Origin of the sequence: Micromonospora sp. NPDC051296, from assembly GCF_040682255.1 — a bacterium.
GTDB lineage: Bacteria > Actinomycetota > Actinomycetes > Mycobacteriales > Micromonosporaceae > Micromonospora > Micromonospora craterilacus.
The window spans coordinates 1-21999 of sequence record NZ_JBFBAO010000021.1 but is presented as its reverse complement, the minus strand read 5'-3'; the positions used below and the strand labels follow the sequence as shown (position 1 = coordinate 21999).

The window sequence follows — 21999 nt, the reverse complement described above, 5'->3', positions numbered from 1 at the left end:
GTCGTCGGGAATGGACGACGACGGGGCCGCCGGCACAGGTGCCGGCGGCCCCGCGAGGCGTCCGGCTCTAGTTCAGGTCGAACTGCCCGTTCTTAGCGCCGGAGATGAAGCCCAGCCAGCCGGCCCGGTTGAACAGCAGCACCGGGCCGCCCCGGTCCTTGCTGTCGCGTAGCGCCACCGCGGCCGGGCCGGTACGCAGCGGCGCGACCTCGACGCAGTTGGAGGTCTGGCTGCGCGTGCTGGTACGCCAGGGGGCGTGCGCGAGTTGGGCGAGGACGGACGGTGTGTTGCGGATCTCGTTCATCGTTGCGCTCCTGAGCTCAACCGAACCGATGGGACGAGTGGCGTCGCGCGTCCTGACGGTGGTTTCCGGTTGGTCACCGCTCCGTCAGGCGCCCGGAGGATCCGCGTCGCTGGGCCGGCGCCGTTGCCGAGCCGATCGCCACAGTGGACGGGGCCGCCGCCTCGGACAGCCGTCCCATCGACTTCATCAGCCAGGAGAGGGTGTCCGTTGCGGAGTGCGCCGCCGCGCATAGCCACTCGAACACCACTTTATAGCGATTTAGGGCTATTGCCTCGGTCGACATGACGTCGGTGAAGCCACCTTCGATGGCCAGCGTCTCCGGATCGAGAGGGTCGGCGAACCGGTAGAGCGAGAACGCGGTCGGCGGCAGGTACCACCGGCCGACCGGGGTGTCCCGGGGCAGCACATGCAGCGTGACGTTTGGCAGCATGGCCAGCTCGCACAACTGCGCCAACTGCTCCCGGAGCACCTCGGGTGGCCCGGCCCGGTGGCCGAGCGCCGCCTCCTCCAGCACGGCCGTGTAGCGCGGCGCGTCGGTCTCCCGGGTGAGCAGCGACTGCCTCGCCAGCCGGGCCTTGATCTCGGTCTCGATGTCCTCGTCGACCTCCGGGTCGCCGGCCTCCTGGTCGACCTGCCGGGCCGAGGAGATCCGGACCCGCGCGTATCCGGTGGTCTGCAACAGCCCCGGCACCAGCACCGGGTTGTACTCGGAGATCTCGGCGCAGCCGGCCTCCAGTTCGGCGAAGCTGCGCTGCTGCTGCGTCATCGCCGGATAGCTTTTCAGCCAGCCGCGCATGTCGCCGGCCTCGTGCGTGATGCCGAGCAGCTCCACCCGCAGCGCCTCGTTGGCGCGGTAGAGGTCGAGCAGGTCCCGGACGTCCTGCGGGTCCGGTCGGCTGCGACCGTTCTCCAGCCGGGACAACTTGGATGCGGAGGCCCAGCCTACGTGGTCGATGACCTGGTCCCCGGTGAGGCCGGCGGCCTCGCGCAACCGGCGCAGTTCGACGCCGAGCCGGCGGCGACGCAGGATCGGGCTGGGTGCGGCAGGAGGCACGGGTGTCCTCTTTTCCGTCGACCGCCGTGGATACGACGGTAACTGTATGAAACTCGCCCCTCACGGTCAGTATGGACGTCGCGATCGGCGCCGGAGGTACCGGCGAGGGGCGTGTCATCAGAAATGCGCAGACCCGACACCGGACGGGGGCGTCACGACCTGCGTCGCCGGACCCCGGACCGGCTGTCTGCCGCGCCCGAGTCGCGCCACCCCCGGAGGGACCAATGCGCACCGTCCTGAGCCGCCCGGACTTCCGCCTGCTGTTCGGCGGACTGCTGGCCAGCATGACCGCCGAGTCGATCCTGTTGCTCGCGCTCGCCATCTGGGTGAAGGACCTGACCGGATCGGACGGCCTCGCCGGCGCCACCATCTTCGTGATCATCGCACCGCGGACGCTGGCGCCGCTGGTCGGCTGGTTCGTCGACCGGTACCCGCGGCGGCCCTTCTTCGTGGCGACCAACCTCGCCACGGCGCTGCTGCTCACCCCGCTCTTCGCGGTCCGGGACGCGGGCGACATGTGGATCATCTACGGGGTGGCCGCGCTCTACGGCCTGTCGAACCTCACCGTCGGCGCGGTGCTCAGCCGGCTGATCCAGGAACTGGTGCCGTCCGACCTGCTCGGTGAGGCGAACGGGGTGCTGCAAACGGTCCGCCAGGGACTGCGGCTGATCGGTCCGCTGGCCGGTGCCGGGCTCTACGCGGTGCTCGGCGGTTGGGTGCTGGCCGCCGTCGGGATGGCCGGCTTCGTGGTCGCCGCCGCCGTGGTCGGCACGCTGCGGGTGGCCGAGTCGCCCGACCGGCGGCACTCCCAGGTGGTCGGCACCTCGACGGCGGCCGACGGGCTCCACGTCCGCCCCGTCGGCGGTGCCACCCGGGCCCGGCGCTGGTCGTCGGAACTGGTCGCCGGCCTCCGCCACCTCGCCAGCGAACGGGCGCTGCGCCGGGCGCTGGTCGGCTACGGACTCGGCTCGCTGGTGATGGGCTTCACCGAGTCGCTGATCTTTGCGTACGTCGACCGGGGGCTCGGCCGGGACGCGGCGTTCGTCGGCGTACTCGTCACGGTGCAGGGCATTGGTGGACTGGTCGGCGGACTGTGCTCTGCCGCCGTCCTCCGTCGGGTCGGCGAGTTGGGCACCCTGGCCGTCGGTGTCGCGTTCTTCGGCCCTGCGGCGCTGGCGTTGGCGTACCCGAATCTGTGGCTCGGCTTCGCCGCGGTGCTGATGGCCGGTGTGTCGCTGCCGCTGACCCTGGTCGGGCTGCACACGCTGGTCCAGCGGCGGACCCCGCCGCAGTTGCTGGGCCGGGTCGCCGCGGCCGCCGAGGCCGTGGTCAGGTGCCCCCAGGCGCTCTCGATCGGCGTGGGCGCCCTGGTCGTCGGCGTGCTCGACTACCGGTTGGTCTTCGCGTTGGTCGGCCTGGCCACCCTGCTCGCCGGTGTTTACCTCTGGCGCGGTCGCCAGTTGAGCCCGCCGACCGGCCCATCGACGCGCCCCCGCGTCCCGGCACCGCGCCCGGCCCCGGAAGACCGGAACGTCCAGGTCAGCACCCTTGCCAGAAACCCCGGCCGCTGACCGCTCCCGCGTACCCCGGAGACGAAGCTACGTCGTGTACTCCAGTTCGGTTCGAGCGAGGTCGCGCAGCGTCTCGGCCATCCGGCGAGGATCGAGACCCTGGAGGTACGCCACCAGGGCGTCACGGGTGTCCGCGACGATGCCGGGCAGGGCGTCCCCGTGAATGTCACCAGGTAGGAGGATCTGCCGGAAGGCCAGTTCCTCGATCGCGCCGCCGGTCAGCTTCTCGGTGATCCAGTAGGGTGTGCGCTCGCGGATGGCGAAGGTCAGGTGCAGGCTGGGGCGATCGGCCGCGTTGAACGGGTTGTGTACCCAGCCCCTCGGCAGGAGCATCGACTGTCCTGGCCTCAGGTCGATGGTCCTGTCCGGGCCGGAGGCCCGCCATTCGTCCAGGTAGCTGTCCTTCCAGACGCGAAAGGACTCAAGGTGCTCCCGCATGGGGGCTTCCACGACCGGCGGCCACAGCTCCCAGCGCTTGACTCCGGCGAGCTGGACGATGACGGCCATCTGCTGGTCCCAGTGGTGGCGGAGTCCCTGTTCCCGCCCGGGCGTGAGGAAGGCGTGGATGTAGTTGGAGTAGCCGGTCTCCTCCTGAATGCTCCTCGTCAGGTTCGCCATGTAGGGCATCACCCGTTGGAGATTGCCGAGGCGGATGGTGTGTCCCCGCTCGTAGAGCCGGCGCAGCCGTACGGCGTCGGTCCGGCCGTTGGTGGTCCAGGACCGGGCGTTGAGCGCCGGGGCAGGGGCCTTGATGGCGGCGATCTCGTCGGCCGGTACGCAGCCGGTGTCGATCCACTCATAGAGCCATTCGGGTGTGACGGTGAGATCCAGGTCGGTTGGCGGGCGCTGGTAGACGCGCGGTTCGTCGGGCCAGCGGTCCACCAGGTCCGCGATCCCGTCCGGGGGCAGTAAGAGGCCGAGCGACACGGCTACCTCCTGTCAGTGCGTGGCGGCAACGGGCAGGGAATGTTGGGGAAGAACCTGCTGGGACAGCAGACGACCGCGAAGGACACGTAGCTGAAGGCCGGGGTGTAGTAGCCCCAGACCACGTCGCCACCGCGTGCCAGGCTGGCGCATTTCCGCTCGATCAGCTCGTCCACCGTGAGCAGTGCGCCGCCGGACGTGTCGGCCGGGTTCGCCTCGCGGGCCTGCCTCATCCAGGTCGCCGTGTCGGCGACGTCGGCCCAGGTCCGCTCGGCGGCGGCCTGATCGCGGCGCAAGAGCCAGTGCCCGGTCTCCACGGGCGTCATGGTGTTGGCGAGGAAGGTCCGCGTCTGCTCGTCACGAGGGTCGGGGCTCGGCCTGCGTTGCCCTTCCTTGGCAAACTCGTCGCGCGAGCCGGTCCATGGGTCGAAGCCGTGCCAGTGCCCTTTCCAATCGGCCATCTGTGCCCTCTTTGTGCGGTTGGGACCGACCGCCCCGAGTCCCAGCGGTCCAGGGGCGGCCGGCGGTGTCATGTATGCGTGAGGTCAGCCGGTCAGGCCGCGGTCTCGGGCCCAGCCGACCGCGAGGTTGTCCAGCTCGGAGCCGGTCAGGCGCAGCTCCGCGCCGGTGCCGCCCGGCTTGTTGTCGCGCACCACGAAGGCGTCGGCGACACCCGGGATCGGGGCGACCTCGGCGCAGGTCTCGTTGTCACCGCCGAGGTTGCCGCCGCAGTAGGTCGTGAACGGCGCACCGTCGATCGGCAGCGTGTACAGGTTGCTCTGGGACATGAGAGAGAACCCTCCGTGCTCTTGCGGGTGCGGAGGGTGCGGCCTCCGCGTCCGTGTCTGTCCTACCGTGAAGCGATCAGAACGTTGGGCGACTCGCGGACGGCCTGGCCAGGGAGGTCCCCTCACCTTCGGCACGCGCGGTGTCACTCCGCCCCCTCCGCAGCGGGCGGGCGAGCCGCGCCCCAGGCGACGAACCTGGCGAACAACTCCTTGGGATCCGGGCCGTCGTGCGGGTTGAGCCGATAGAGGTCGCGCATGGCCTCGTACATCAGGCCGGCGAGGTAGATCGTCAGGCCCGAGACGTTGTCCCGGAACTCCACGACCAGCAGCAGGCGGGCCTCCCCGCAGGGCCAGGGCTGCCCGTCGACTCGGCAGAACCACATGGGCCGGGCCGGGGTGTGCGGGATGGTTCCGCCGGAGCCCCTGGGCCGGTCCGCTTGTGGGCCGCGACCCGGCGTGGCCAGTTGCGTCCTCAGCACGGCCGGCCGCCGTTCGCCCGCCACTGCTGCCCGCGCGTGAGCCGACCGGCCCGACCCGGCCACTGCACCGGGAGCGGCATGGTCCGTTGTTGGCGCATCCATTCGGGCAGGTGCGTGCCGCGCTGACGCTGCGGCAGTACCGGAAGAACGACTGTCGGACAGAGGTATGAGGGACAAGTGCGCACAACGGCCTCCGCTGGTAGGCGATTGAGAGGGGCCGCCCCAGCACGGGGGAAGTGAGGGGGCGGCCCCAGGGGCGAACACTCCCGCCGGGCTTCTGAGCCTCCACCGGTAGTGCCGCATGTCGGGCGTTGGTAGCCCACGCTCAACAGGCGTGACGCTACGGTCACTCCGCGCAGGAATGATTAGAGGCTGTAATCACGCCGTGTCGAGCCGCGCGGCGAAAGCTTGCAGGTCTCGCCCACCGGCCGAACGACGCGCTCGTCGAAGCATTGAGCCGACGGTCTCGCGTACCAACGGCGACAGACGGACCCGCTGAGGGGCGATAGTTTCAGCGCGTAGCAGGGCGGCCATAGCCTCCCCGTCGTGCTTGCGGGTCTGGGCAAGGCATCTACCGAGGTCGGCATGCATGGTTGCCCGGCGGTTCGATGAACCGATGGCGGAGACATCCAGTCTTGGCATGTTCACGACGACGCCGCCATCACCAAGCTCGGCGAGCACACCCAACCGCCAGATTTCGACGTTTGTCGGCCCGAACCACAGTTGACCGAAGTTGCCCTCACCAAGCCGCAAAGCAGAGGTACGCGCCTCGCGAAGGTGCGTACGGCTCGCCTGAGTGTCCCCGCCAACCGCCGCAAGCATGGCCGCGCTCAGGTGCAACATGCCGTGTACCTGTCCGGCGCGCGGATGATCAGCGGCCATCTCCAGAAGATCGATCGCATGAACGGCGCGCTGCAACGGCAGCGCCCTTGACTCGGCGGGCAGGGTATGAACGGTGGCGAACTCCGCCATTCCCAACCACTCTGGCTCGTCTGTGAGAAGCGCCGCGACCGCCCGACACTGTTGAGCAGCCAGCATCGCAAGATCGGCATGCCCGAGATACTTCGCCGCGAACGTGGCGGCATACGTCACCCAGACCAGGCGACGAACCGAGGCCGGATCGTCCCGTTCGTTGCCCAGAGCCAAAAGCAAGCTCGGGAGGTCGGCAACAAGATCATCGTAACGGCAGGCGTTGTGTAGCTCGGTGACCTTGCGCACGGCAGCGGCTAGATCTGACGGGTCGTCCTTCGGAGCATCGGTCGAACCGAACGCCAGCTCTGCGATCGCCGCCCGCAGCGCGGGAAGGTGTCGTGCTGCGATTGCATGTTCCAACGTCGTCGGGTCGTAGGGCTGCCCGGTCAGGTCGGCCAAGGAGACTTGCAGAGCCCTGCTCAAGGCAAGCTGCGTACTGCGCTTGTCAAGTGGGGCCGTTCCGGCCTCGATCTGAGCGATGTATCCCTGACTCAGCCCGGCCAGATCCGCAAGCACGCGCTGGCTGAGATTACGCTTGAGCCGCCAACGGCGGACCCGTACTCCGATGTGGTCCAGCGCGGTGCCGGATTCTCGCCGGTCCGCAACCATGGCACGACGATACGTCAGCTTCTGGGCGTGGACTACGAGGCTCAGGTCATCGGTCGAGTGATGGAGTGGTATGCCAATCGCTGGTCAACCCGTGCTCTACGTCGTGGCGTGCGGCGGACGTCCCGCCGCCGACCTGCTGGCCTTCGTGACTCAGGTGCAAGCTGACGGATGGCATGTGTGCGTCATCGCCACGCCGTCCGCCGTGAAGTTCATGGATCTTGACGCACTTGCGGCCATTACCGGCCACCAGGTCCGCTACGACTACAAGCAGCCGAACGAGCCGGATGCACTGCCGTTTCCCGATGCGTACGTGATTGCTCCGGCGACGTTCAACACCATCAACAAGATGGCGTCGGGTGCGAGCGACACGCTTGCACTCGGCATGCTCAACGAGGCCATCGGCTTGCCGCTGCCCATCATCGCGGTCCCCACACCGAACGTGGCGCTCGCCCGCCATCCGGCCTTCCGCGCCAGTGTGCAGGCGCTCCGGTCGTGGGGTGTCAATCTGCTCTTCGATCCGGATCGCTATCCCCTGCCAACTCCGAACATGGGGCCGCCGGCTGCCGCGCTCTTCCCGTGGGCTGATCTGACTTCTGCCGTCAGCAAACTCCGCAGGAGCATCGACGTTGGCGTGGGACCGCCGCCTGGCAGGCGTTCGTCGGGTTCGCCAAGCGCCACTGACCTGGACGCTGCTGGGCCGCATCGCCTCTGCGGTACGGCCGATTGACCTCGCGCAAGCGGGGCGAACGCCAAAATGCCCCCCAAGCGAGAGCTGGGGGGCATTTTTCGGCGTCAGGCGGCGATGCTTGCCAGGTGTTGCTTGACCTGGTTGATCGACGGGTTGGTCAGCGCGCTGCCGTCGTCGAAGCGCAGCGTGGGGACGACCTGGTTGCCGCCGTTGACCCCCATCACGAACTCCGCGGCCGCCGGATCCTGCTCGATGTCGACCACCTGGTAGGCGATCCCCTCCCGGTCGAGCTGCGACTTCAGCCGGTGGCAGTATCCGCACCAGGGGGTGGAATACATCGTCAGCATGGTGAGATCCTCCAACGTCATGCCCGGCTGCTCGCCGATCAGGTACAGGCTATCCGCTGCAACGTCGCTGGCAGCTGAGACAATTCCCCGCTGTGGTGGTTAACTCCGTGTCCGAACGCGTGCTCGCCGGGCTCGACCCGGAACAACGCTCCGCGGTGACCGCCCCGGCCGGTCCGGTCTGCGTGCTGGCCGGCGCCGGCACCGGCAAGACCCGGGCCGTGACGTCCCGGATCGCGCACCGGGCGTTGACCGGCGAGATCTCGGCCCGGCATGTGCTCGCGGTCACCTTCACCGCCCGGGCCGCCGCGGAGCTACGCCACCGGCTCGCGCTGCTCGGCGTGGCCGGCGTGCAGGCGCGCACCTTCCACGCGGCGGCGCTGCGCCAGGTGCGCTACTTCGCGCCCCGGTTGCTCGACGGGCGGGCCATGCCGGAGCTGCTGGACAGCAAGGTCCGGCTGGTCACCCTCGCCGCGGCCCGGGCCGGCCTGCGGGCCGACCGGACGGCCGCCCGGGACCTCGCCGGTGAGATCGAGTGGGCCAAGTCCTCCCTGGTGGAGCCGGGGGAGTACGTGGTGGCTGCGGCCAAGGCGCTGCGGGAGACCCCGCACGAGCCGGCGAAGGTCGCCGAGGTCTTCGCCGCGTACGAGAAGCTCAAGCGGACCGGCGGGGTGATCGACTTCGAGGACGTGCTCCGCGCCGCGGTCTGGGGGATCGAGGAGCACCCGGACGTCGCCGAGCAGGTCCGCAACCAGTACCGGCACTTCGTCGTCGACGAGTACCAGGACGTCAACCCGTTGCAGCAGCGGCTGCTGGACGCCTGGCTGGGCGGCCGGGACGACGTGACCGTGGTCGGCGACGCCAGCCAGACGATCTATTCGTTCACCGGGGCGACCTCGGCGTACCTGGTCGACTTCCCGCGCCGGCGTCGGGGTGCCACCGTGGTCCGGCTGGTCCGCGACTACCGGTCCACCCCGCAGGTGGTCGGGCTGGCCAACGCGGTCATCTCACAGGCGCGGGGCACCGAGTCGCGGCTGCGCCTGGAGCTGGTCGGCCAGCGCCCGGCCGGCCCCGAGCCGGAGCGGCGGATCTTCACCGACGAGCCGGCCGAGGCGAACGCGGTCGCCGCCCGCTGCCGTGCCCTGGTCGACGCCGGCACGCCGGCCCGCGAGATCGCCGTGCTGTTCCGCACCAACGCGCAGTCCGAGGCGTACGAGAAGGCGCTGGCCGAGGCGGGCGTGCCGTACCTGGTGCAGGGGGCCGAGCGGTTCTTCGAGCGGGCCGAGGTGCGCCAGGCGATGGTGGCGCTGCGCGCGGCCACCCGGTCCATCCCGGGGGAGACCCCGCTGCGGGCGGCCGTGGTCGAGGCGCTCGCCGGTGTCGGCTGGGCGCCCGACGCGCCCCCGCCCGGTGGTGCCGCCCGCGAGCGGTGGGAGGCGCTGGCCGCGCTGGTCCAGCTCGCCGAGGAGTACGCGGCCACGCCCGACCTGAGGGCCCTCGGGGTGGCTGCCACGGTGGAGCGCCCGGTCACCCTGGCCGACTTCAATGACGAACTGGCCCGGCGGGCAGCACAGCAGCACGCGCCGACCGTGGACGGGGTGACGCTGGCCTCCCTGCACTCCGCCAAGGGCCTGGAGTGGGACGCCGTCTTCCTGGTCGGTCTCGCCGAGGGCACCCTGCCCACCACGTACGCCCGTACCACCGAGCAGGTCGAGGAGGAGCGCCGGCTGCTCTACGTCGGCATTACCCGAGCCCGGGAATGGCTCTGGCTGTCGTACGCCTCGGCGCGTTCGCCGGGTGGGCGGGCCCGGCGACCGTGCCGGTTCCTGCCTCAGCTGGCCCCCACCGGCGGCGCGGAGCGGGCCGCCGGCGGCCGTCCGGCGCCCGGCCCGCAGCGGCGCGCCAACCGGATCGTCTCCTGCCGGATCTGCGGGGCGACCCTGCTCGCCGGGCCCGACCGCAAGCTCGGCCGCTGTGCCACCTGCCCGTCGGACATCGACGACGAGCTGCACGAGCGGCTGCGCGAGTGGCGGTTGCGGGTGGCCGGGGCGCAGAAAGTGCCCGCCTACGTCGTCTTCACCGACGCCACGCTGGTCGCGCTGGCCGAACGGCGGCCGGCCCGGGCCGAGGAACTGGTCGCCATCGCCGGCATCGGGCCACGCAAACTCGGCCTGTACGGGGAGGCGGTGCTGGCGCTGGTGGGCGGCGCGGCGGTCGACGAAATCTGCCCGCAGAAAAGTTTCTGAATCTGACCGTTAATTCGTTTGCCCTCGCCCCACCGACCGGCATAGCCTCAGGGCACACCTCGGGAGGGGGCCCTGTTCGGGCTGCTCACGGGGGATGTGTCCGAGTCGATCGCGAGTGAACGTCAAGGAGGTGGCACCAGTGGAGAGCTACATCAACCAGCGTCCGACGGCGCTGCCCGTTGCCGTCGCTTCGCTGTCGGCTGCCCTGACCACCGTTGCTCCAGTGGCGGAAGGCCGGGCGACCGTCGCCGCTGCACGACCGTGGGCTCCGCAGGTGCACCGGGTCGAGGTTCAGGCCGAGCTGATCCTCGCACCGACGCCGAACGGGATCCAGGGGACCAGTGGCTTCACGGGCAAGGGCGTCGATGGCGCCAGCAAGCGGATGGACGTCCGCGGTGTTCCACCTCGAGGTAGACCGGTCTGACACCAGACCACCGGCTCACCTCGAGGCCGCGGAACCCGCACACCGGGATCCGCGGCCTCAGTTTTTTTTGCACCGCCGAAGTACGTCGGAACAGCGATCCACGAGATCGAAGTGAGAGAGAGGTGACCGGGCGATGAGTCTGGCGTTGGCCCCACTCGACGTGAGCGTCGAGGTGGAGGCGAACCTGCCCTGCCGGAAGTTCGACCCCGACCTGTGGTTCTCCGACTCGCCCACCGAGCTGGAACTGGCCAAGTCGCTCTGCGGGGACTGCCCGCTGCGCGTCGAGTGCCTGGCCGGCGCGGTCGAGCGGGCCGAGCCCTGGGGCGTCTGGGGCGGCGAGATCTTCGAGCGTGGCGCGGTCGTTCCGCGCAAGCGGCCCCGTGGCCGCCCGCGTAAGGAGGACCTCGCCCGCGACGCCGCGCTGCGGGTCGAGGCCGAGGCGCGGCTGGCGGCCAACGGCCTTGCCACGTCGCGCAGCGCCGTCCGGCTGGCTGCCTGACATGTTCCCGATCCGGACCAACCCCGCCGGTGCCGAACCGGCCACGAGAAAGCTGACCACCATGCTGCACCTTCCGAACGGAGTCGCCGAGATGCACCTACTTCACGAAGCGTTGTCGAGGGCTCGAATGCTCCGGCCTCAGGCCGGTCGCACCACCACGAGCACTGAGGCAACCCGATCCGCCCGTACCGTCGCGATGGCCGGCCGCGCCCGGTCGGCCCGCGAGTTGGGCGCTCTGTAGGACGAACACCGAAAACGGCGGGCGGGGACCGGAGGTCCCCGCCCGCCGTTTCACGTCGAGCGCAAGGGCGTCGCCGACGGGGTCGGTCGCGGGTCAGCCGACCGGCGCGAAGCCGGGCAGCCAGCGTTCCAGGATGCCGCGGTAGGGGGCCTTGGCCTCCAGCTGGCACAGCACGCCAATCGAACCGAGCGTCACCCGGTGGATGAGCAGGTACGACGGCGGCAGGTTGAGCTGCCGGCTGAGCTGGTAAGCCGGTGAGCGCGGGCTCGCCAGTCGGGTGGCCTCGCCGCGCAGCCAGGCCCGGGTGAACCGGAACTCGTCGGCGGCGATCGGTTCCAGCATCGGGCGCAGGAAGTCGAGCAGTGCGCGGGCTTCGATCGGCTCGTCGGAGCTGACGAAACCCTCGGCCCGCAGGCCGGCCACCACCTCGTCGGCGTCGCCGCGCAGGGCCAGCCCGGCGATCCGGCCGATCGGTTCTGGCGTCCCCTCCGGCATCCGGGCCACCGCGCCGAAGTCGATCACGCCGAGCCGGCCGTCGGGCAGCAGCCGGAAGTTACCCGGGTGCGGATCGGCGTGCAGCAGCCCGGCCCGGGCCGGCGCGGACAGGTGGAGGGTGGCCATCAACCGGCCGGCCTCGTTCCGTTGCTGTTCGGTGCCGGCCCGGATGATGTCGGCCAGCGGAGTGCCCTCGACCCATTCGGTGATCAGGACTCGCGGCGAGGCGGAGAACACCGCTGGTACGTAGATCTCCGGATCATCGGCGTACGCGGCGGCGAACGCCCGCTGTGACTCCGCCTCCAGTTCGTAATCCAGCTCCTCGGTGATCCTTTCCCGCAGCTCGGCCAGGAGCGGCTTGACGTCCAGCCCCGGCTGGATGGCCCGGAACATGCCGCCCAGCCGGGAGAGCTGCTTGAGGTCGGTGAGTAGGGCGTCGCCGGCACCCGGATATTGGATCTTGACGGCCACGTCCCGGGCATCGCCGTCCGGCATCTGCCACACCGCGCGGTGCACCTGGCCGATGCTGGCCGCGGCGGCCGGCGAGTCGTCGAAGGTCACGAACCGGTCCCGCCAGCCGGGGCCCAGCTGGTCGGCCAGGACCTTGTGCACGCTCGCCGCCGGCAGCGGCGGCGCGGCCTCCTGGAGCTTGGTCAGGGCCTGCCGGTAGGGCGCGGCGATCTCTTCCGGCAGCGCCGCCTCGAAGACCGACAGCGCCTGACCGAACTTCATCGCCCCGCCCTTGAGCTGGCCGAGGACGCTGAACAACTGCTCGGCGGTGCGCTGCTGGATCTCCGCCGAGATCACGTCGGAGGCGAGCCCGGTGACGCGCTTTCCCATGCCGAGGACGGTCCGGCCGGCGAAGCCGAGCGGCAGAGCGGCGAGCTTGGCGGTCCGGGACACGGCCCGGCGCGGGATGTCGGTCACTTGGTCATTGTTACCGAACCGGCGTGCCCATTGCTGCCGTGCGGCCGGGCTGGCCGCCAGCTCCGCAGCCACAGCGGGGGTGCGGCGGCCAGTGGCGGCGCCGGACGTTGCCCGCCGCCGCGACCTCGATCGCCCCGTTGAGGGTCTCCGGGGTGCCGCCCTCCAGCTGGCCCAGCGCCTCGGCCACGGCGTACGCGGTGGCCGCCAGGAGGGTGCTCGTGGCGCAGGTCGGAACGGCCGAGCCGCTGGCGAGCTGGGCGGCGAGCGCCGGCCAGTCGGGATCCCGGTCGGCGCGATGCAGGTCGAGGCAGCGCAGGCAGGGGCCGACCGGCGGGCGGAACAGCGGCCCGATCACCGGGACGCCCTCCCGGACGTCGACCAGCAGGTGTGGTTGCCGCCGTTGGGTGTAGCCGGCGGCCAGCAGCGCGGCCGGCCGGTCGGTGCCGAGCTGGATCACCAGGTCGGGCCGGTGCCGGCGGATCGGGCCGGTGCCGGTGCCGGGTGCCGCCCGCGCCACGGCTGCCCGGACCGCCTGGTCGAGCGGGCGGCCGATCTCGCCGGCCGCGATGCCGGTGCCGACGAGGTCGACCGGGCGGATCGAGCCGGGCAGGTCGGGATGAACGTGACCGACACCGGCCTGGGCCAGGGCGATGGCGATGGCGGCGCCGAGCGGGCCGGCGCCGGTGAGCGTCACCCGGGCGGCCAGGCGGCGCCGGAGCACCTGGGCCGGGGTCCCCGGAAGCCGGGCGGCGGCGAGCGCCAGCGCGTCGGCCTCCGCGGCGAGCCGGGCCCGGCGGGGGCCGGCGAGGTCCCGGGGCAGGAGCGTGTGCGCCGGGACCACCAGGCCGGCGGTACGCAGGGCGTCGAGCAGGGCCCGGGCGTGCTCCGGACGGACGCCCGTCCCGGTCACCCCGGTCAGCACCTGCCGCTCGCTGCGGGTGCCGTCGAGCAGGTCGAGCAGCCGGGCGGCCCGTGGGTCGGCCACCTCGACCAGGACGGCCCGTTCCTGACCGAGCCCGAGCTGAAGGGTGTGCCGGTCGCGCCAGAGCTGACTGAGCCCGGGCAGCAGGGTGGGGCGGGGGGACGGCGGGCGCTTCGTCGACAGCTGCATGGGCACGAATAGTGACCGCTTCCCTGCTGTCCGTCGATCGTTGTCCACAGGTGGGCAGCTTCAGATCCAGGGCTGTCCACAGGATTCGGCGAGATATCCACAACCAGCGGGTAACTGAGTCGGCCGCCGGACAGTGAGCGGGGGAACGCGAACGGGGGTGGCCACCGGCCACCCCCGTTCGCGGTTTTGCGTACGTCAGACCTTCGCCTTGCCCAGGATGCGGTTCACTGTTGTGCCGCACACCGGACACTTGCCCTTGGCCATGTTCATGCCGGTCTTCGAGACCTCGACGCGGCCCTCGAAGTCCCGCTTCTCCTTGCACTTGACGCAGTAACCGTTGTAGGTCTGGGCCTGGTCGGCCACGGTGTGCCTCCTCGTCTCGTCCGCCGGTCGATACCGGTCCGGCGGGTTTCCCGGCGGCGGCCGCGTACGGCGCCCGGCGCTGGGACTCTTCCGGCGGCCACCCACGTGACCACTGGTTGGCGGACCCTACCCAGGTGTGGGCGGTTCCATGTCAGCTGCGCGTTGCCACTGTGAGCAAGGCGACGTCGAGAGTGTGCACGGCAATTTGGGTCAGATCAGTCAGTTTGGCGGGGACACGCCGACTGGGGGCCCGCAAATTCGCTGGTAGTGCCCCGGAAACCAGGGGCCAGGCCGACACTGGACCCCGGCGTCAGGCACGCTGCGGTGATCATCTACCGTTGGTCGGCGCCGCCGGTGTGACACCTCGTCGGCCACCACGAAGGGTGATCGTTGCGTCTCCCGCCGGTCCGGCAAGAAAATTTTCGGGACTCCTGGCGACCAATCCCCATTTTCCGGACGCGTGTCGGTGGGTTGACTCTTGCGGACCCCTGGTCACAACGCATTAGCTTGCCAACGTGACAGCAAACCGAGGCTGCGCGGTCCACTGATGGCTGGGGCGCGGAAGCCGGTCGTCGAGGTACGGCGCAGCCAGCGCCGGCGACGCACGGTGTCCGCCTACCGCGACGGTGAACGGGTCGTCGTCCTCATCCCGGACCAGTTTTCCCGGGCCGAGGAGAGCGAGTGGGTCGACCGGATGCTCGCCCGGCTCGCCGCCCGGGAGGGGCGGCTGGCCCGCTCCGACGGGGAGCTGCTGGCCCGGGCCGGCCGGCTGATCGGGCTCTACCTGACCGAGTACGGCGACCAGGCCCTGCCGACCAGCGTCCGGTGGGTGAACAACCAGAACGGCCGGTGGGGCTCCTGCACCCCGGCGGACCGCTCGATCCGGCTGTCGCACCGGATCCAGGACATGCCGGACTGGGTGATCGACTACGTCCTGCTGCACGAACTCGCCCATCTCATCGTGCCCAGCCACAACGCCGAGTTCTGGGCCCTGGTCGGCAGGTACCCGAAGACCGAACGCGCCCGGGGCTACCTGGAGGGCGTTGCGGCCGTCTCCGGCGCGCCCTGAGCGACCCCGTCGTAGCGACGGTGGGTGGCCAGGTCTCGTCGGCGATACCGGGCACCGCCGACAGCCGGCAGCCGGTGGGCTCCCCGCCCGGTGTGCCGGGAACCGGGTTCGCGGCCGGGCGTAGGGTCGGGGAATGGCCCGACGTGTGGTGGTGGCGCTCCTCGCGCCGGTCGCCTGGGCGCCGCCCGGCGCCGACCCGGTGGACTGGCGTACGGCACTCGCCGAGGACGTGGTGGATCTGCTCGCCATGCTCAACGAGGTGGACACCGCGGTGGCGGTCACCCCGGCGGACCGGTGGCTGGCCGACGCGGTGATCTGGCCGGGTACGACCGTGTACGAGGTGCCCGAGCCGACCCCGAACGCCGTGTTCGCCGCACTGACCGGGCCCAGCGGGGCCGGCGGGGCGGACGGTCACTATGAGCAGGCGGCGGTGGTCGCGGGGGACGCACCCGACCTGCCCGGACTCACCGTCGGCAAGCTGCTGCGCCCGCTGACCAGCCGGCCGGTGGCGATCGCACCGGTCGAGGGCGGCGTCCCGGGGGTGCTGGGCGTGGCCGCCCGGCTGCCCGTACCGTCGTGGCTGCCGTCGGTGGACATGGACGCCACCGTGCCCGCGGCCGTGCGCGCGGCGGCGCCCCGCCCGGGTGACCTGGCGGTGACGCCGTCCTGGCACCGGTTGCGTGGCCCGTCGGACCTGGCCCGGCTCGATCCGGCCCTGAACGGCTGGGAGAACACCCGCGCCCTGCTCTCCGGCGCCGGCCGACCGGGCGGAATGTGATCGTGCTCGATCCGGGTCGATTGGCCTCGCCGTGTCGACGAGGCCACTCGATCCCGGATCGAGCGTGATCTTCACCCGGACGCCGGCCTTGACCGGCCGATGAAGACGACTGGCCGGCGCGGGTGCGGGTGGTCAGGAGCGGTTCTCGCCGCCCTCGGTGTCGTCGCGGCGGTCCGTCTCGCCCGGTGCCTTCTCCTCCGGCCCGCCCGGGGCGGAGAAGTCGAAGTTCTCCAGCTCGGTCATCAGGTCGAGATCGGCCATGGCGAAGGCCACCGGGTCGGCGAAGTCGTCGTCGGAGGGCAGCAGGTCGGGGTGTCCCCACAGCGCGTCCCGCCCGGCGATGCCCCGGTGCTCGGTGAGCGCCGCCCAGAGCGCGGCGGCCTCGCGCAGCCGGCGGGGCCGCAGCTCCAACCCGACCAGCGCGGCGAAGGTCTGCTCGGCCGGCCCGCCGGCCGCCCGGCGCCGGCGGAACGCCTCGCCCAGCGCCACCACGTTCGGCAGCCGGCCAGCGGCGGCACCGTCCACCACGTGGCAGACCCAGCCCTCCACCAGGGCGAGGGCGGTCTCCAGCCGGGCCAGCGACGCCTTCTGCGCCGGGCTGTCCTCCGGAGTGAAGATGCCCTCCAGGGCGATCGCCTGCATCGACTCCGGGTCGGTCGGATCGACCCGGCCCATCGCCTCCTCGATCGCCTCTCGGTTGACCCGGATGCCGGCGGCGTACGTCTCCACGGCGTTGAGCACGTGCCCGCGCAGCCACGGCACATGCTCGAACAACCGCTGGTGCGCGGCCTCACGCAGGGCCACGTAGAGGCGTACCTCGTCCTCGGCCAGCTCCAGCCCCGCGCCGTAGCTGCGGATGTTGGCCGGGACCAGCGCGGCCGTTCCGGCCGGGCCGAGCGGCAGGCCGATGTCGCCGGCGGAGAGCACCTCCGCGGCGAGCGAGCCGAGCGCCTGGCCGAGCTGACCGCCGAAGAGCGCGCCACCGAGGGTGGCCACCATCGACTGCATCGGGCCGAGCTGGGCCCGGGCCTCCGGCGGCACCAGGTCACCCATCGCGCCGACCATCCGGCTGGCCACCGGGTCGCACAGCTTGCGCCAGACGTCGAGCGTCTTGAAGATCCACTCATTGCGGTTCCAGGCCACCGCCGTCCGGATGCCCGAGGGCAGGGCGGAGGCCGGCTCCAGCCACAGGTCGGCGATGCGCAGCGCCTCTTCCACCGCGTTGCGCTCGTACGGCGAGACCGCCGGGTCGCCCGACGCGGCGAGCTGGCTGGCCGCCACCTGGCGGGCCAGGTCCCAGTTGACCGGCCCGCTCCCCGGCGCGGAGAGCAGGTGCTGCAACTGCGACATGAACTGCTGCATCTGCGCGGGGTCGTTGGGGTCGGGCGGCTGCCCACCCGGTAGCGCGAAACCGAACGGAATATCAGGCACGACCTCTACGGTACGCGCGCAGCGCCCCCGGTCGCCGCTGCCGCTGTTGCGCTGAGGGCGAAGTCTGTCGTCGTGCCGGCCGAGGGCCGTCACCCGGCTCGGTACGCTCTGGCGCATGAGACGTCGCGGCGTGACCGTCCTGCTCGGTGCTCTGCTCACCGCTCTGCTCAGCATCGGAGTGCTCGGCGCGCCCGTCCCGTACGTGGTACTCGGTCCTGGTCCGACCGTCGACACCCTCGGGCAGGAGGACGGCAAGGAGGTAATCCAGGTCACCGGCCGGGAGACCTCCACCTCCGCCGGCCAACTGCGGCTGACCACGGTGGGCGTGCAGCCCAGCGTCAAGCTGCGCTCGGCCATTCAGGGCTGGCTCTCCGAGGACCAGGCGGTGGTGCCGCGTGAGCTGGTCTACCCGCCGGGAGAGAGCCAGCAGGAGGTCGAACAGCGCAACGCCGAGGACTTCCAGGTCTCGCAGACCAGCGCGGAGACCGCCGCGCTGCGGGAGTTGGGGTACGAGGTGCAGGTCGTGGTCAAGACGGTGGCCGCCGACGGCCCGGCGGCCGGGGTGCTTCGCTCGGGCGACGTGGTGACCTCGGTGGACGGGGAGCCGGTGCCGTTGGCCTCCCGGCTGACCGAGCTGATAAGGGCGAAGCCGGCGGGCACGGCGCTGCGGATCGGCTACACCCGCGACGGCGTGGCCCACACTGACACGATCACCAGTCAGGAACAGGACGGTCGGCCCCGCATCGGCGTCGAGATCGAGCAGCAGCAGCCGCACCCGTTCACCCTCGCCATCGACCTGAAGGACATCGGCGGCCCCAGCGCGGGTCTGATGTTCGCGCTGGGCATCATCGACAAGCTGACCCCGGAGGACCTCACCGGCGGCCGGGTCATCGCGGGCACCGGCACCATCGACGACTCGGGTCGGGTCGGCCCGATCGGTGGCATCCCACAGAAACTGGTCGGGGCGAAGCGAGCCGGCGCGACGGCCTTCCTGGTGCCGGCAGCCAACTGCGCCGAGGCGGTCCGCAACCGGCAGCCGGACCTGCCACTGGTGAAGGTGGGTTCGCTCGACGAGGCGATGGTAGCGCTGGAGACGCTGCGGTCCGGGGGGCAGCCGACCCACTGCTGACCCGCACCGTAGCCGTCCGGGCACCCCGCCGACAGCGCGCGTGGCCAGGGCTGGCGAGCGGGCCGTACGGTCGGGTCGCGACCCGGCGCACGAGGTGCGCCGCGACCTTGCGCCGACGCATTCAGGAACACCCCGTACTCTGGGTGCCTGGTCGGAGCCGATCATATCGAGCGTGCGGAGCCAACAGTGGTCATGCGTAGCAGCAGCCCCCTGCCGAGGATGAGCCGACGCGGACGCGTCACAATCGGTGTCCTGATCGGGGTGTTCGTCCTGTTCACCCTGCTGGGCTGGGGGGTGCAGGCCTGGACGGACTGGCTCTGGTTCTCCGAGGTCGACTACACCGGGGTGTTCCGCGGGGTGATCGTCACCCGGCTGCTGCTCTTCCTGGCCGCCGGCCTGGCGATGGGGGCGATCGTCGGCGGCAATCTATGGCTCGCCCAACGACTGCGCCCCCGGCACCGGCCGCACTCGCCGGAGCAGGCCACTCTGGAGCGCTACCGGATGCTGCTCGGCCCCCGGCTCGGGCTGTGGATCACGGCGGCCGCCGCGATCGTCGGCCTCTTCGCCGGTCTGTCGGCGCAGAGCCGCTGGAACCAGTGGCTGCTCTTCCGTAACGGCGGTGACTTCGGCGTCGTCGACCCGGAGTTCGGCGTCGACGTCGGCTTCTACGTCTTCCAGTTGCCGTTCTGGCGGTTCCTGCTCGGGCTCGGCTTCACCGCGGTGGTGCTGGCGCTGATCGGCTCGCTGGCGGTGCACTACCTTTTCGGCGGCGTGCGCCTGCAGGGCGTGGGTGACCGGATGAGCAACGCCGCCCGGGCCCACCTGAGCACGCTGGTCGCGGTCTTCGTCCTGCTCAAGGCGGTCGCGTACGTGCTCGACCGGCGGTCGATGCTGCTGGAGTACAACGACGGCGTGGGCGTCTACGGCGCCGGGTACGCCGACATCAACGCGCTGCTGCCGGCCAAGGAGATTCTGGCCTACATCTCCGTGGTGGTGGCGATCGCGATCATCGTGTTCTCCAACGCCTGGATGCGGAACCTGGTCTGGCCGGGCATCTCGCTGGCGCTGCTCGGCGTGTCCGCGGTGGCGATCGGCGGCATCTACCCCTGGGCGGTGCAGACCTTCGAGGTCAAGCCCAGCGCCCGGGACAAGGAGGCGCCGTACATCCAGCGCAGCATCGAGGCCACCCGCGCGTCGTACGGGCTGGACAACGCACAGACCTCGGCGTACGCGGCCAGCAACCTGACCCCGCAGGATAGCCTGGCCACCGACACCTCGGTGGTGCCGAACGCCCGGCTGCTCGACCCGCAGTTGGTCAGCCAGACCTACACCCAGCTCCAGCAGGTCCGTGGCTTCTACGACTTCGGCCCGAAGCTCGACATCGACCGGTACACGGTCAACGGCAAGACCCAGGACTACGTGGTCGGCGTACGCGAGATCAACTACAGCGAGCTGACCGCCCAGCAGAGCAACTGGATCAACCGGCACACCGTCTACACCCACGGGTACGGGGTGGTGGCTGCCCCGGCCAACCAGGTGGTCTGCGGTGGTCAGCCGTTCTTCGTCTCCGGCTTCCTCGGCGAGCGGGCGCAGGAATCCTGCTCCTCGCCCACCGATCAGATCCCGGCGAGCCAGCCCCGGATCTACTACGGCGAGCGGATGCAGGGCGGCGACTACGCCATCGTCGGCAAGCCCAACCCGGACGCCAACCCGGCGGAGTTCGACCGGCCCGCCGGTGAGAGCGGCGAGGGACGCGAGTCGTACTACGCCTACACCGGCGAGGGTGGCGTCGAGATCGGGTCGTTCACCCGGCGGCTGCTCTACGCGATCAAGGAGCAGGAGGCGAACTTCCTGCTCTCCGAGGCGGTCAACGAAAACTCCAAGCTGCTCTACGTGCGTAACCCGCGGGACCGGGTGGAGAAGGTCGCGCCGTTCCTCACCCTGGACGGCGACCCGTACCCGGCGGTGGTGGACGGCCGGGTGCAGTGGATCGTGGACGGCTACACCACCGCCGCCACCTTCCCGTACGCCGAGCGGGTCAACCTCCAGCAGGAGACCACCGACGAGCTGACCGGCCGGGGCACCATCCAGCTCGCCCGGGAGAACGTCAACTACATCCGCAACTCGGTCAAGGCGACCGTCGACGCGTACGACGGCACGGTCACCCTCTACGAGTTCGACGAGAACGACCCGGTGCTCAAGGCGTGGAACAAGGCGTTCGGCGGTGACCTGATCAAGCCGCGCGCCGAGATCCCGCCGTCGCTGGCCGACCACTTCCGCTACCCGGCCGACCTGTTCAAGGTGCAGCGCAACCTGCTGACCCGGTTCCACGTCACCAACCCCGGCGACTTCTACTCGGGCCAGGACTTCTGGCAGGTGCCGAACGTGCCGGACGCGCCGGACAGCGGAGTGAAGCAGCCGCCGTACTACCTCTACACCCAGTTCCCCGGGCAGGAGGCGCCGCGCTTCCAGCTGACCAGCGCGGTCACCCCGAACGGCCGGCAGAACCTGGCCGCGTTGATCTCGGCGTCGTACGAGGACGGCAAGCCGACGTTGCAGGTGCTGGAGCTGCCGGACCAGACCCGGGTCTCCGGCCCGGTGCAGGTGCACCAGCAGATGACCAACAACGCCAACATCCGCCAGCAGCTGAACCTGCTCTCCTCGAACCAGGCCCAGGTGCAGTACGGCAATCTGCTCTCGCTGCCGTTCGGCAACGGGATGCTCTACGTCGAGCCGGTCTACGTGAAGAGCAACCAGACGGACGCGTACCCGCTGCTGCAGAAGGTGCTGCTCTCCTACGGCGACGGCGGTTCCTTCGTGGTGCTGGCCGACAACCCGGCCGACGGCATCAAGCAGCTCGTCGAGCAGGGCAAGCGGGCGGCGGCCGGCAACCCGCCGCCGACCGGGGGTGAGGAGCCGCCGGGCGACGGCGGGGAGCCGTCGGCCACGCCATCGGCCACCCCGTCGGCCACGCCGACGCCGGGCCAGGCACCGCCGCTCACCGGCGAGTTGGGGGCGGCCGCCGACCGGGTCCAGGCCGCGATCACCGAGGTGCGGGCCGCGCAGGCGTCCGGCGACTTCGAGCGGTACGGCCGCGCGTTGAAGGCGCTGGACGAAGCGCTGACCGCGTTCCAGCAGGCTCAGCAGGCAGCCGGTGGGAACAACGCGCCGAACAACCCGGCGCCGTCACCGGGCGGCTGACGACCGAACGGTCAGGGCCCGCGGCCCGGCGATCCTCGATCGCCGCTGCGGGCCCTGACCGTTTCTGGGCCGGGCAGGTTTCTGGGCCGGGCAGGTTTCGGGGCGCGGCAGGTTCGGGGCGCGGCAGGTTCGGGGCGCGGCAGGCCAGGTTGTCCGGCCCGCACCGGGCCGGGCCGACGGGCGCGGCATTTGGGCGTTCCGTGGGGTCGTTTTGCGCCGGCCCGGGTCGGTGCGCTACGGTGGATCTACCGACGCGGGGTGGAGCAGCTCGGTAGCTCGCTGGGCTCATAACCCAGAGGTCGCAGGTTCAAATCCTGTCCCCGCTACTACCACGCAGATGCCCCGGAGTAGC

21 protein-coding genes and 1 tRNA gene are annotated in these 21999 nt (G+C 71.0%); 10 read left to right on the top strand and 12 right to left on the bottom strand.

Annotation, left to right across the window (positions count from 1 at the left end; all coding sequences use genetic code 11):
• Nucleotides 1–67 precede the first annotated feature (67 nt).
• Both AB0M52_RS04270 and AB0M52_RS04265 read right to left on the bottom strand, forming a co-directional pair.
• On the bottom strand, nucleotides 68–304 hold the full coding sequence (locus AB0M52_RS04270) for a DUF397 domain-containing protein (RefSeq protein WP_111212185.1): 237 nt from the start codon (nucleotides 302–304) through the stop codon (nucleotides 68–70).
• Between the two features lie 73 nt (nucleotides 305–377).
• Nucleotides 378–1358 (bottom strand): helix-turn-helix transcriptional regulator, encoded by a 981-nt coding sequence (locus AB0M52_RS04265; protein ID WP_363948690.1) that lies wholly within the window; start codon nucleotides 1356–1358, stop codon nucleotides 378–380.
• A gap of 224 nt (nucleotides 1359–1582) precedes the next feature.
• Between AB0M52_RS04265 and AB0M52_RS04260 the strand changes: the two genes are divergently transcribed.
• Nucleotides 1583–2929, top strand: a complete 1347-nt coding sequence (locus AB0M52_RS04260) for an MFS transporter (RefSeq protein WP_363948687.1) — start codon at nucleotides 1583–1585, stop codon at nucleotides 2927–2929.
• Nucleotides 2930–2956: 27 nt separating this feature from the next.
• Here AB0M52_RS04260 and AB0M52_RS04255 read toward each other — a convergent pair whose 3' ends face one another.
• From AB0M52_RS04255 to AB0M52_RS04235, 5 genes are all read right to left on the bottom strand, one after another.
• Nucleotides 2957–3856, bottom strand: coding sequence for a cupin domain-containing protein (locus AB0M52_RS04255; RefSeq protein WP_363948684.1), 900 nt, complete (start codon nucleotides 3854–3856; stop codon nucleotides 2957–2959).
• Between the two features lie 2 nt (nucleotides 3857–3858).
• Nucleotides 3859–4314 (bottom strand): hypothetical protein, encoded by a 456-nt coding sequence (locus AB0M52_RS04250; protein ID WP_363948681.1) that lies wholly within the window; start codon nucleotides 4312–4314, stop codon nucleotides 3859–3861.
• Nucleotides 4315–4398: 84 nt separating this feature from the next.
• Nucleotides 4399–4641: a hypothetical protein gene (locus AB0M52_RS04245; RefSeq protein ID WP_363948678.1), complete on the bottom strand. Its 243-nt coding sequence runs from the start codon at nucleotides 4639–4641 to the stop codon at nucleotides 4399–4401.
• A 143-nt stretch (nucleotides 4642–4784) separates the two neighbouring features.
• A complete protein-coding gene (locus AB0M52_RS04240; RefSeq protein ID WP_363948714.1) occupies nucleotides 4785–5105 on the bottom strand; it encodes a hypothetical protein in 321 nt (106 codons plus the stop codon).
• Nucleotides 5106–5498: 393 nt separating this feature from the next.
• On the bottom strand, nucleotides 5499–6701 hold the full coding sequence (locus AB0M52_RS04235; protein WP_363948675.1) for a helix-turn-helix transcriptional regulator: 1203 nt from the start codon (nucleotides 6699–6701) through the stop codon (nucleotides 5499–5501).
• Nucleotides 6702–6792: 91 nt separating this feature from the next.
• On the opposite strand from AB0M52_RS04235, the gene AB0M52_RS04230 reads away from it, so the two are divergent.
• Nucleotides 6793–7428 carry a flavoprotein gene (locus tag AB0M52_RS04230; protein WP_363948672.1) on the top strand — a complete coding sequence of 212 codons (636 nt, stop codon included), beginning with the start codon at nucleotides 6793–6795 and terminating at the stop codon, nucleotides 7426–7428.
• 65 nt (nucleotides 7429–7493) lie between these two features.
• On the opposite strand, the gene AB0M52_RS04225 is transcribed toward AB0M52_RS04230, so the two are convergent.
• A complete protein-coding gene (locus AB0M52_RS04225; RefSeq protein ID WP_363948711.1) occupies nucleotides 7494–7736 on the bottom strand; it encodes a mycoredoxin in 243 nt (80 codons plus the stop codon).
• 92 nt (nucleotides 7737–7828) lie between these two features.
• Between AB0M52_RS04225 and AB0M52_RS04220 the strand changes: the two genes are divergently transcribed.
• The 3 genes from AB0M52_RS04220 (at nucleotide 7829) to AB0M52_RS04210 (ending at nucleotide 10902) form a co-directional block, all read left to right on the top strand.
• Complete coding sequence (locus tag AB0M52_RS04220; protein WP_363948670.1) at nucleotides 7829–9979, top strand: ATP-dependent DNA helicase UvrD2; 2151 nt, start codon at nucleotides 7829–7831, stop codon at nucleotides 9977–9979.
• 139 nt (nucleotides 9980–10118) lie between these two features.
• Nucleotides 10119–10403 carry a hypothetical protein gene (locus tag AB0M52_RS04215; RefSeq protein WP_363948668.1) on the top strand — a complete coding sequence of 95 codons (285 nt, stop codon included), beginning with the start codon at nucleotides 10119–10121 and terminating at the stop codon, nucleotides 10401–10403.
• 133 nt (nucleotides 10404–10536) lie between these two features.
• On the top strand, nucleotides 10537–10902 hold the full coding sequence (locus AB0M52_RS04210) for a WhiB family transcriptional regulator (RefSeq protein WP_363948665.1): 366 nt from the start codon (nucleotides 10537–10539) through the stop codon (nucleotides 10900–10902).
• Between the two features lie 334 nt (nucleotides 10903–11236).
• Here the strand turns inward: AB0M52_RS04210 and AB0M52_RS04205 are convergent, their stop codons facing one another.
• The 3 genes from AB0M52_RS04205 to AB0M52_RS04195 form a co-directional block, all read right to left on the bottom strand.
• Nucleotides 11237–12565, bottom strand: coding sequence for an AarF/ABC1/UbiB kinase family protein (locus AB0M52_RS04205; RefSeq protein WP_363948663.1), 1329 nt, complete (start codon nucleotides 12563–12565; stop codon nucleotides 11237–11239).
• A gap of 10 nt (nucleotides 12566–12575) precedes the next feature.
• Nucleotides 12576–13676: a TOMM precursor leader peptide-binding protein gene (locus tag AB0M52_RS04200; protein WP_363948661.1), complete on the bottom strand. Its 1101-nt coding sequence runs from the start codon at nucleotides 13674–13676 to the stop codon at nucleotides 12576–12578.
• Nucleotides 13677–13871: 195 nt separating this feature from the next.
• Complete coding sequence (locus AB0M52_RS04195) at nucleotides 13872–14039, bottom strand: DUF5679 domain-containing protein (RefSeq protein ID WP_012014940.1); 168 nt, start codon at nucleotides 14037–14039, stop codon at nucleotides 13872–13874.
• A gap of 547 nt (nucleotides 14040–14586) precedes the next feature.
• On the opposite strand from AB0M52_RS04195, the gene AB0M52_RS04190 reads away from it, so the two are divergent.
• Complete coding sequence (locus tag AB0M52_RS04190; RefSeq protein ID WP_363948660.1) at nucleotides 14587–15108, top strand: M48 family metallopeptidase; 522 nt, start codon at nucleotides 14587–14589, stop codon at nucleotides 15106–15108.
• 133 nt (nucleotides 15109–15241) lie between these two features.
• Nucleotides 15242–15886, top strand: coding sequence for a hypothetical protein (locus tag AB0M52_RS04185; protein ID WP_363948659.1), 645 nt, complete (start codon nucleotides 15242–15244; stop codon nucleotides 15884–15886).
• 132 nt (nucleotides 15887–16018) lie between these two features.
• On the opposite strand, the gene AB0M52_RS04180 is transcribed toward AB0M52_RS04185, so the two are convergent.
• On the bottom strand, nucleotides 16019–17317 hold the full coding sequence (locus tag AB0M52_RS04180) for a zinc-dependent metalloprotease (protein ID WP_363948658.1): 1299 nt from the start codon (nucleotides 17315–17317) through the stop codon (nucleotides 16019–16021).
• Nucleotides 17318–17432: 115 nt separating this feature from the next.
• Between AB0M52_RS04180 and AB0M52_RS04175 the strand changes: the two genes are divergently transcribed.
• The 3 genes from AB0M52_RS04175 (at nucleotide 17433) to AB0M52_RS04165 (ending at nucleotide 21973) form a co-directional block, all read left to right on the top strand.
• Nucleotides 17433–18446 carry a PDZ domain-containing protein gene (locus AB0M52_RS04175; RefSeq protein WP_363948656.1) on the top strand — a complete coding sequence of 338 codons (1014 nt, stop codon included), beginning with the start codon at nucleotides 17433–17435 and terminating at the stop codon, nucleotides 18444–18446.
• A 192-nt stretch (nucleotides 18447–18638) separates the two neighbouring features.
• A complete protein-coding gene (locus tag AB0M52_RS04170) occupies nucleotides 18639–21647 on the top strand; it encodes a UPF0182 family protein (protein WP_363948654.1) in 3009 nt (1002 codons plus the stop codon).
• A 252-nt stretch (nucleotides 21648–21899) separates the two neighbouring features.
• A tRNA-Met gene (locus tag AB0M52_RS04165) sits at nucleotides 21900–21973 on the top strand.
• Nucleotides 21974–21999 lie beyond the last annotated feature (26 nt).

Excerpts from the sequence above, each read along its gene's own strand:
- AB0M52_RS04270 (WP_111212185.1), bottom strand. The coding sequence starts at position 304 with ATGAACGAGATCCGCAACACACCGTCCGTCCTCGCCCAACTCGCGCAC.
- AB0M52_RS04260 (WP_363948687.1), top strand. The coding sequence starts at position 1,583 with ATGCGCACCGTCCTGAGCCGCCCGGACTTCCGCCTGCTGTTCGGCGGA.
- AB0M52_RS04250 (WP_363948681.1), bottom strand. The coding sequence starts at position 4,314 with ATGGCCGATTGGAAAGGGCACTGGCACGGCTTCGACCCATGGACCGGC.
- AB0M52_RS04245 (WP_363948678.1), bottom strand. The coding sequence starts at position 4,641 with ATGTCCCAGAGCAACCTGTACACGCTGCCGATCGACGGTGCGCCGTTC.
- AB0M52_RS04235 (WP_363948675.1), bottom strand. The coding sequence starts at position 6,701 with ATGGTTGCGGACCGGCGAGAATCCGGCACCGCGCTGGACCACATCGGA.
- AB0M52_RS04225 (WP_363948711.1), bottom strand. The coding sequence starts at position 7,736 with ATGCTGACGATGTATTCCACCCCCTGGTGCGGATACTGCCACCGGCTG.
- AB0M52_RS04210 (WP_363948665.1), top strand. The coding sequence starts at position 10,537 with ATGAGTCTGGCGTTGGCCCCACTCGACGTGAGCGTCGAGGTGGAGGCG.
- AB0M52_RS04200 (WP_363948661.1), bottom strand. The coding sequence starts at position 13,676 with ATGCAGCTGTCGACGAAGCGCCCGCCGTCCCCCCGCCCCACCCTGCTG.
- AB0M52_RS04190 (WP_363948660.1), top strand. The coding sequence starts at position 14,587 with ATGGCTGGGGCGCGGAAGCCGGTCGTCGAGGTACGGCGCAGCCAGCGC.
- AB0M52_RS04185 (WP_363948659.1), top strand. The coding sequence starts at position 15,242 with ATGGCCCGACGTGTGGTGGTGGCGCTCCTCGCGCCGGTCGCCTGGGCG.
- AB0M52_RS04175 (WP_363948656.1), top strand. The coding sequence starts at position 17,433 with ATGAGACGTCGCGGCGTGACCGTCCTGCTCGGTGCTCTGCTCACCGCT.
- AB0M52_RS04170 (WP_363948654.1), top strand. The coding sequence starts at position 18,639 with ATGCGTAGCAGCAGCCCCCTGCCGAGGATGAGCCGACGCGGACGCGTC.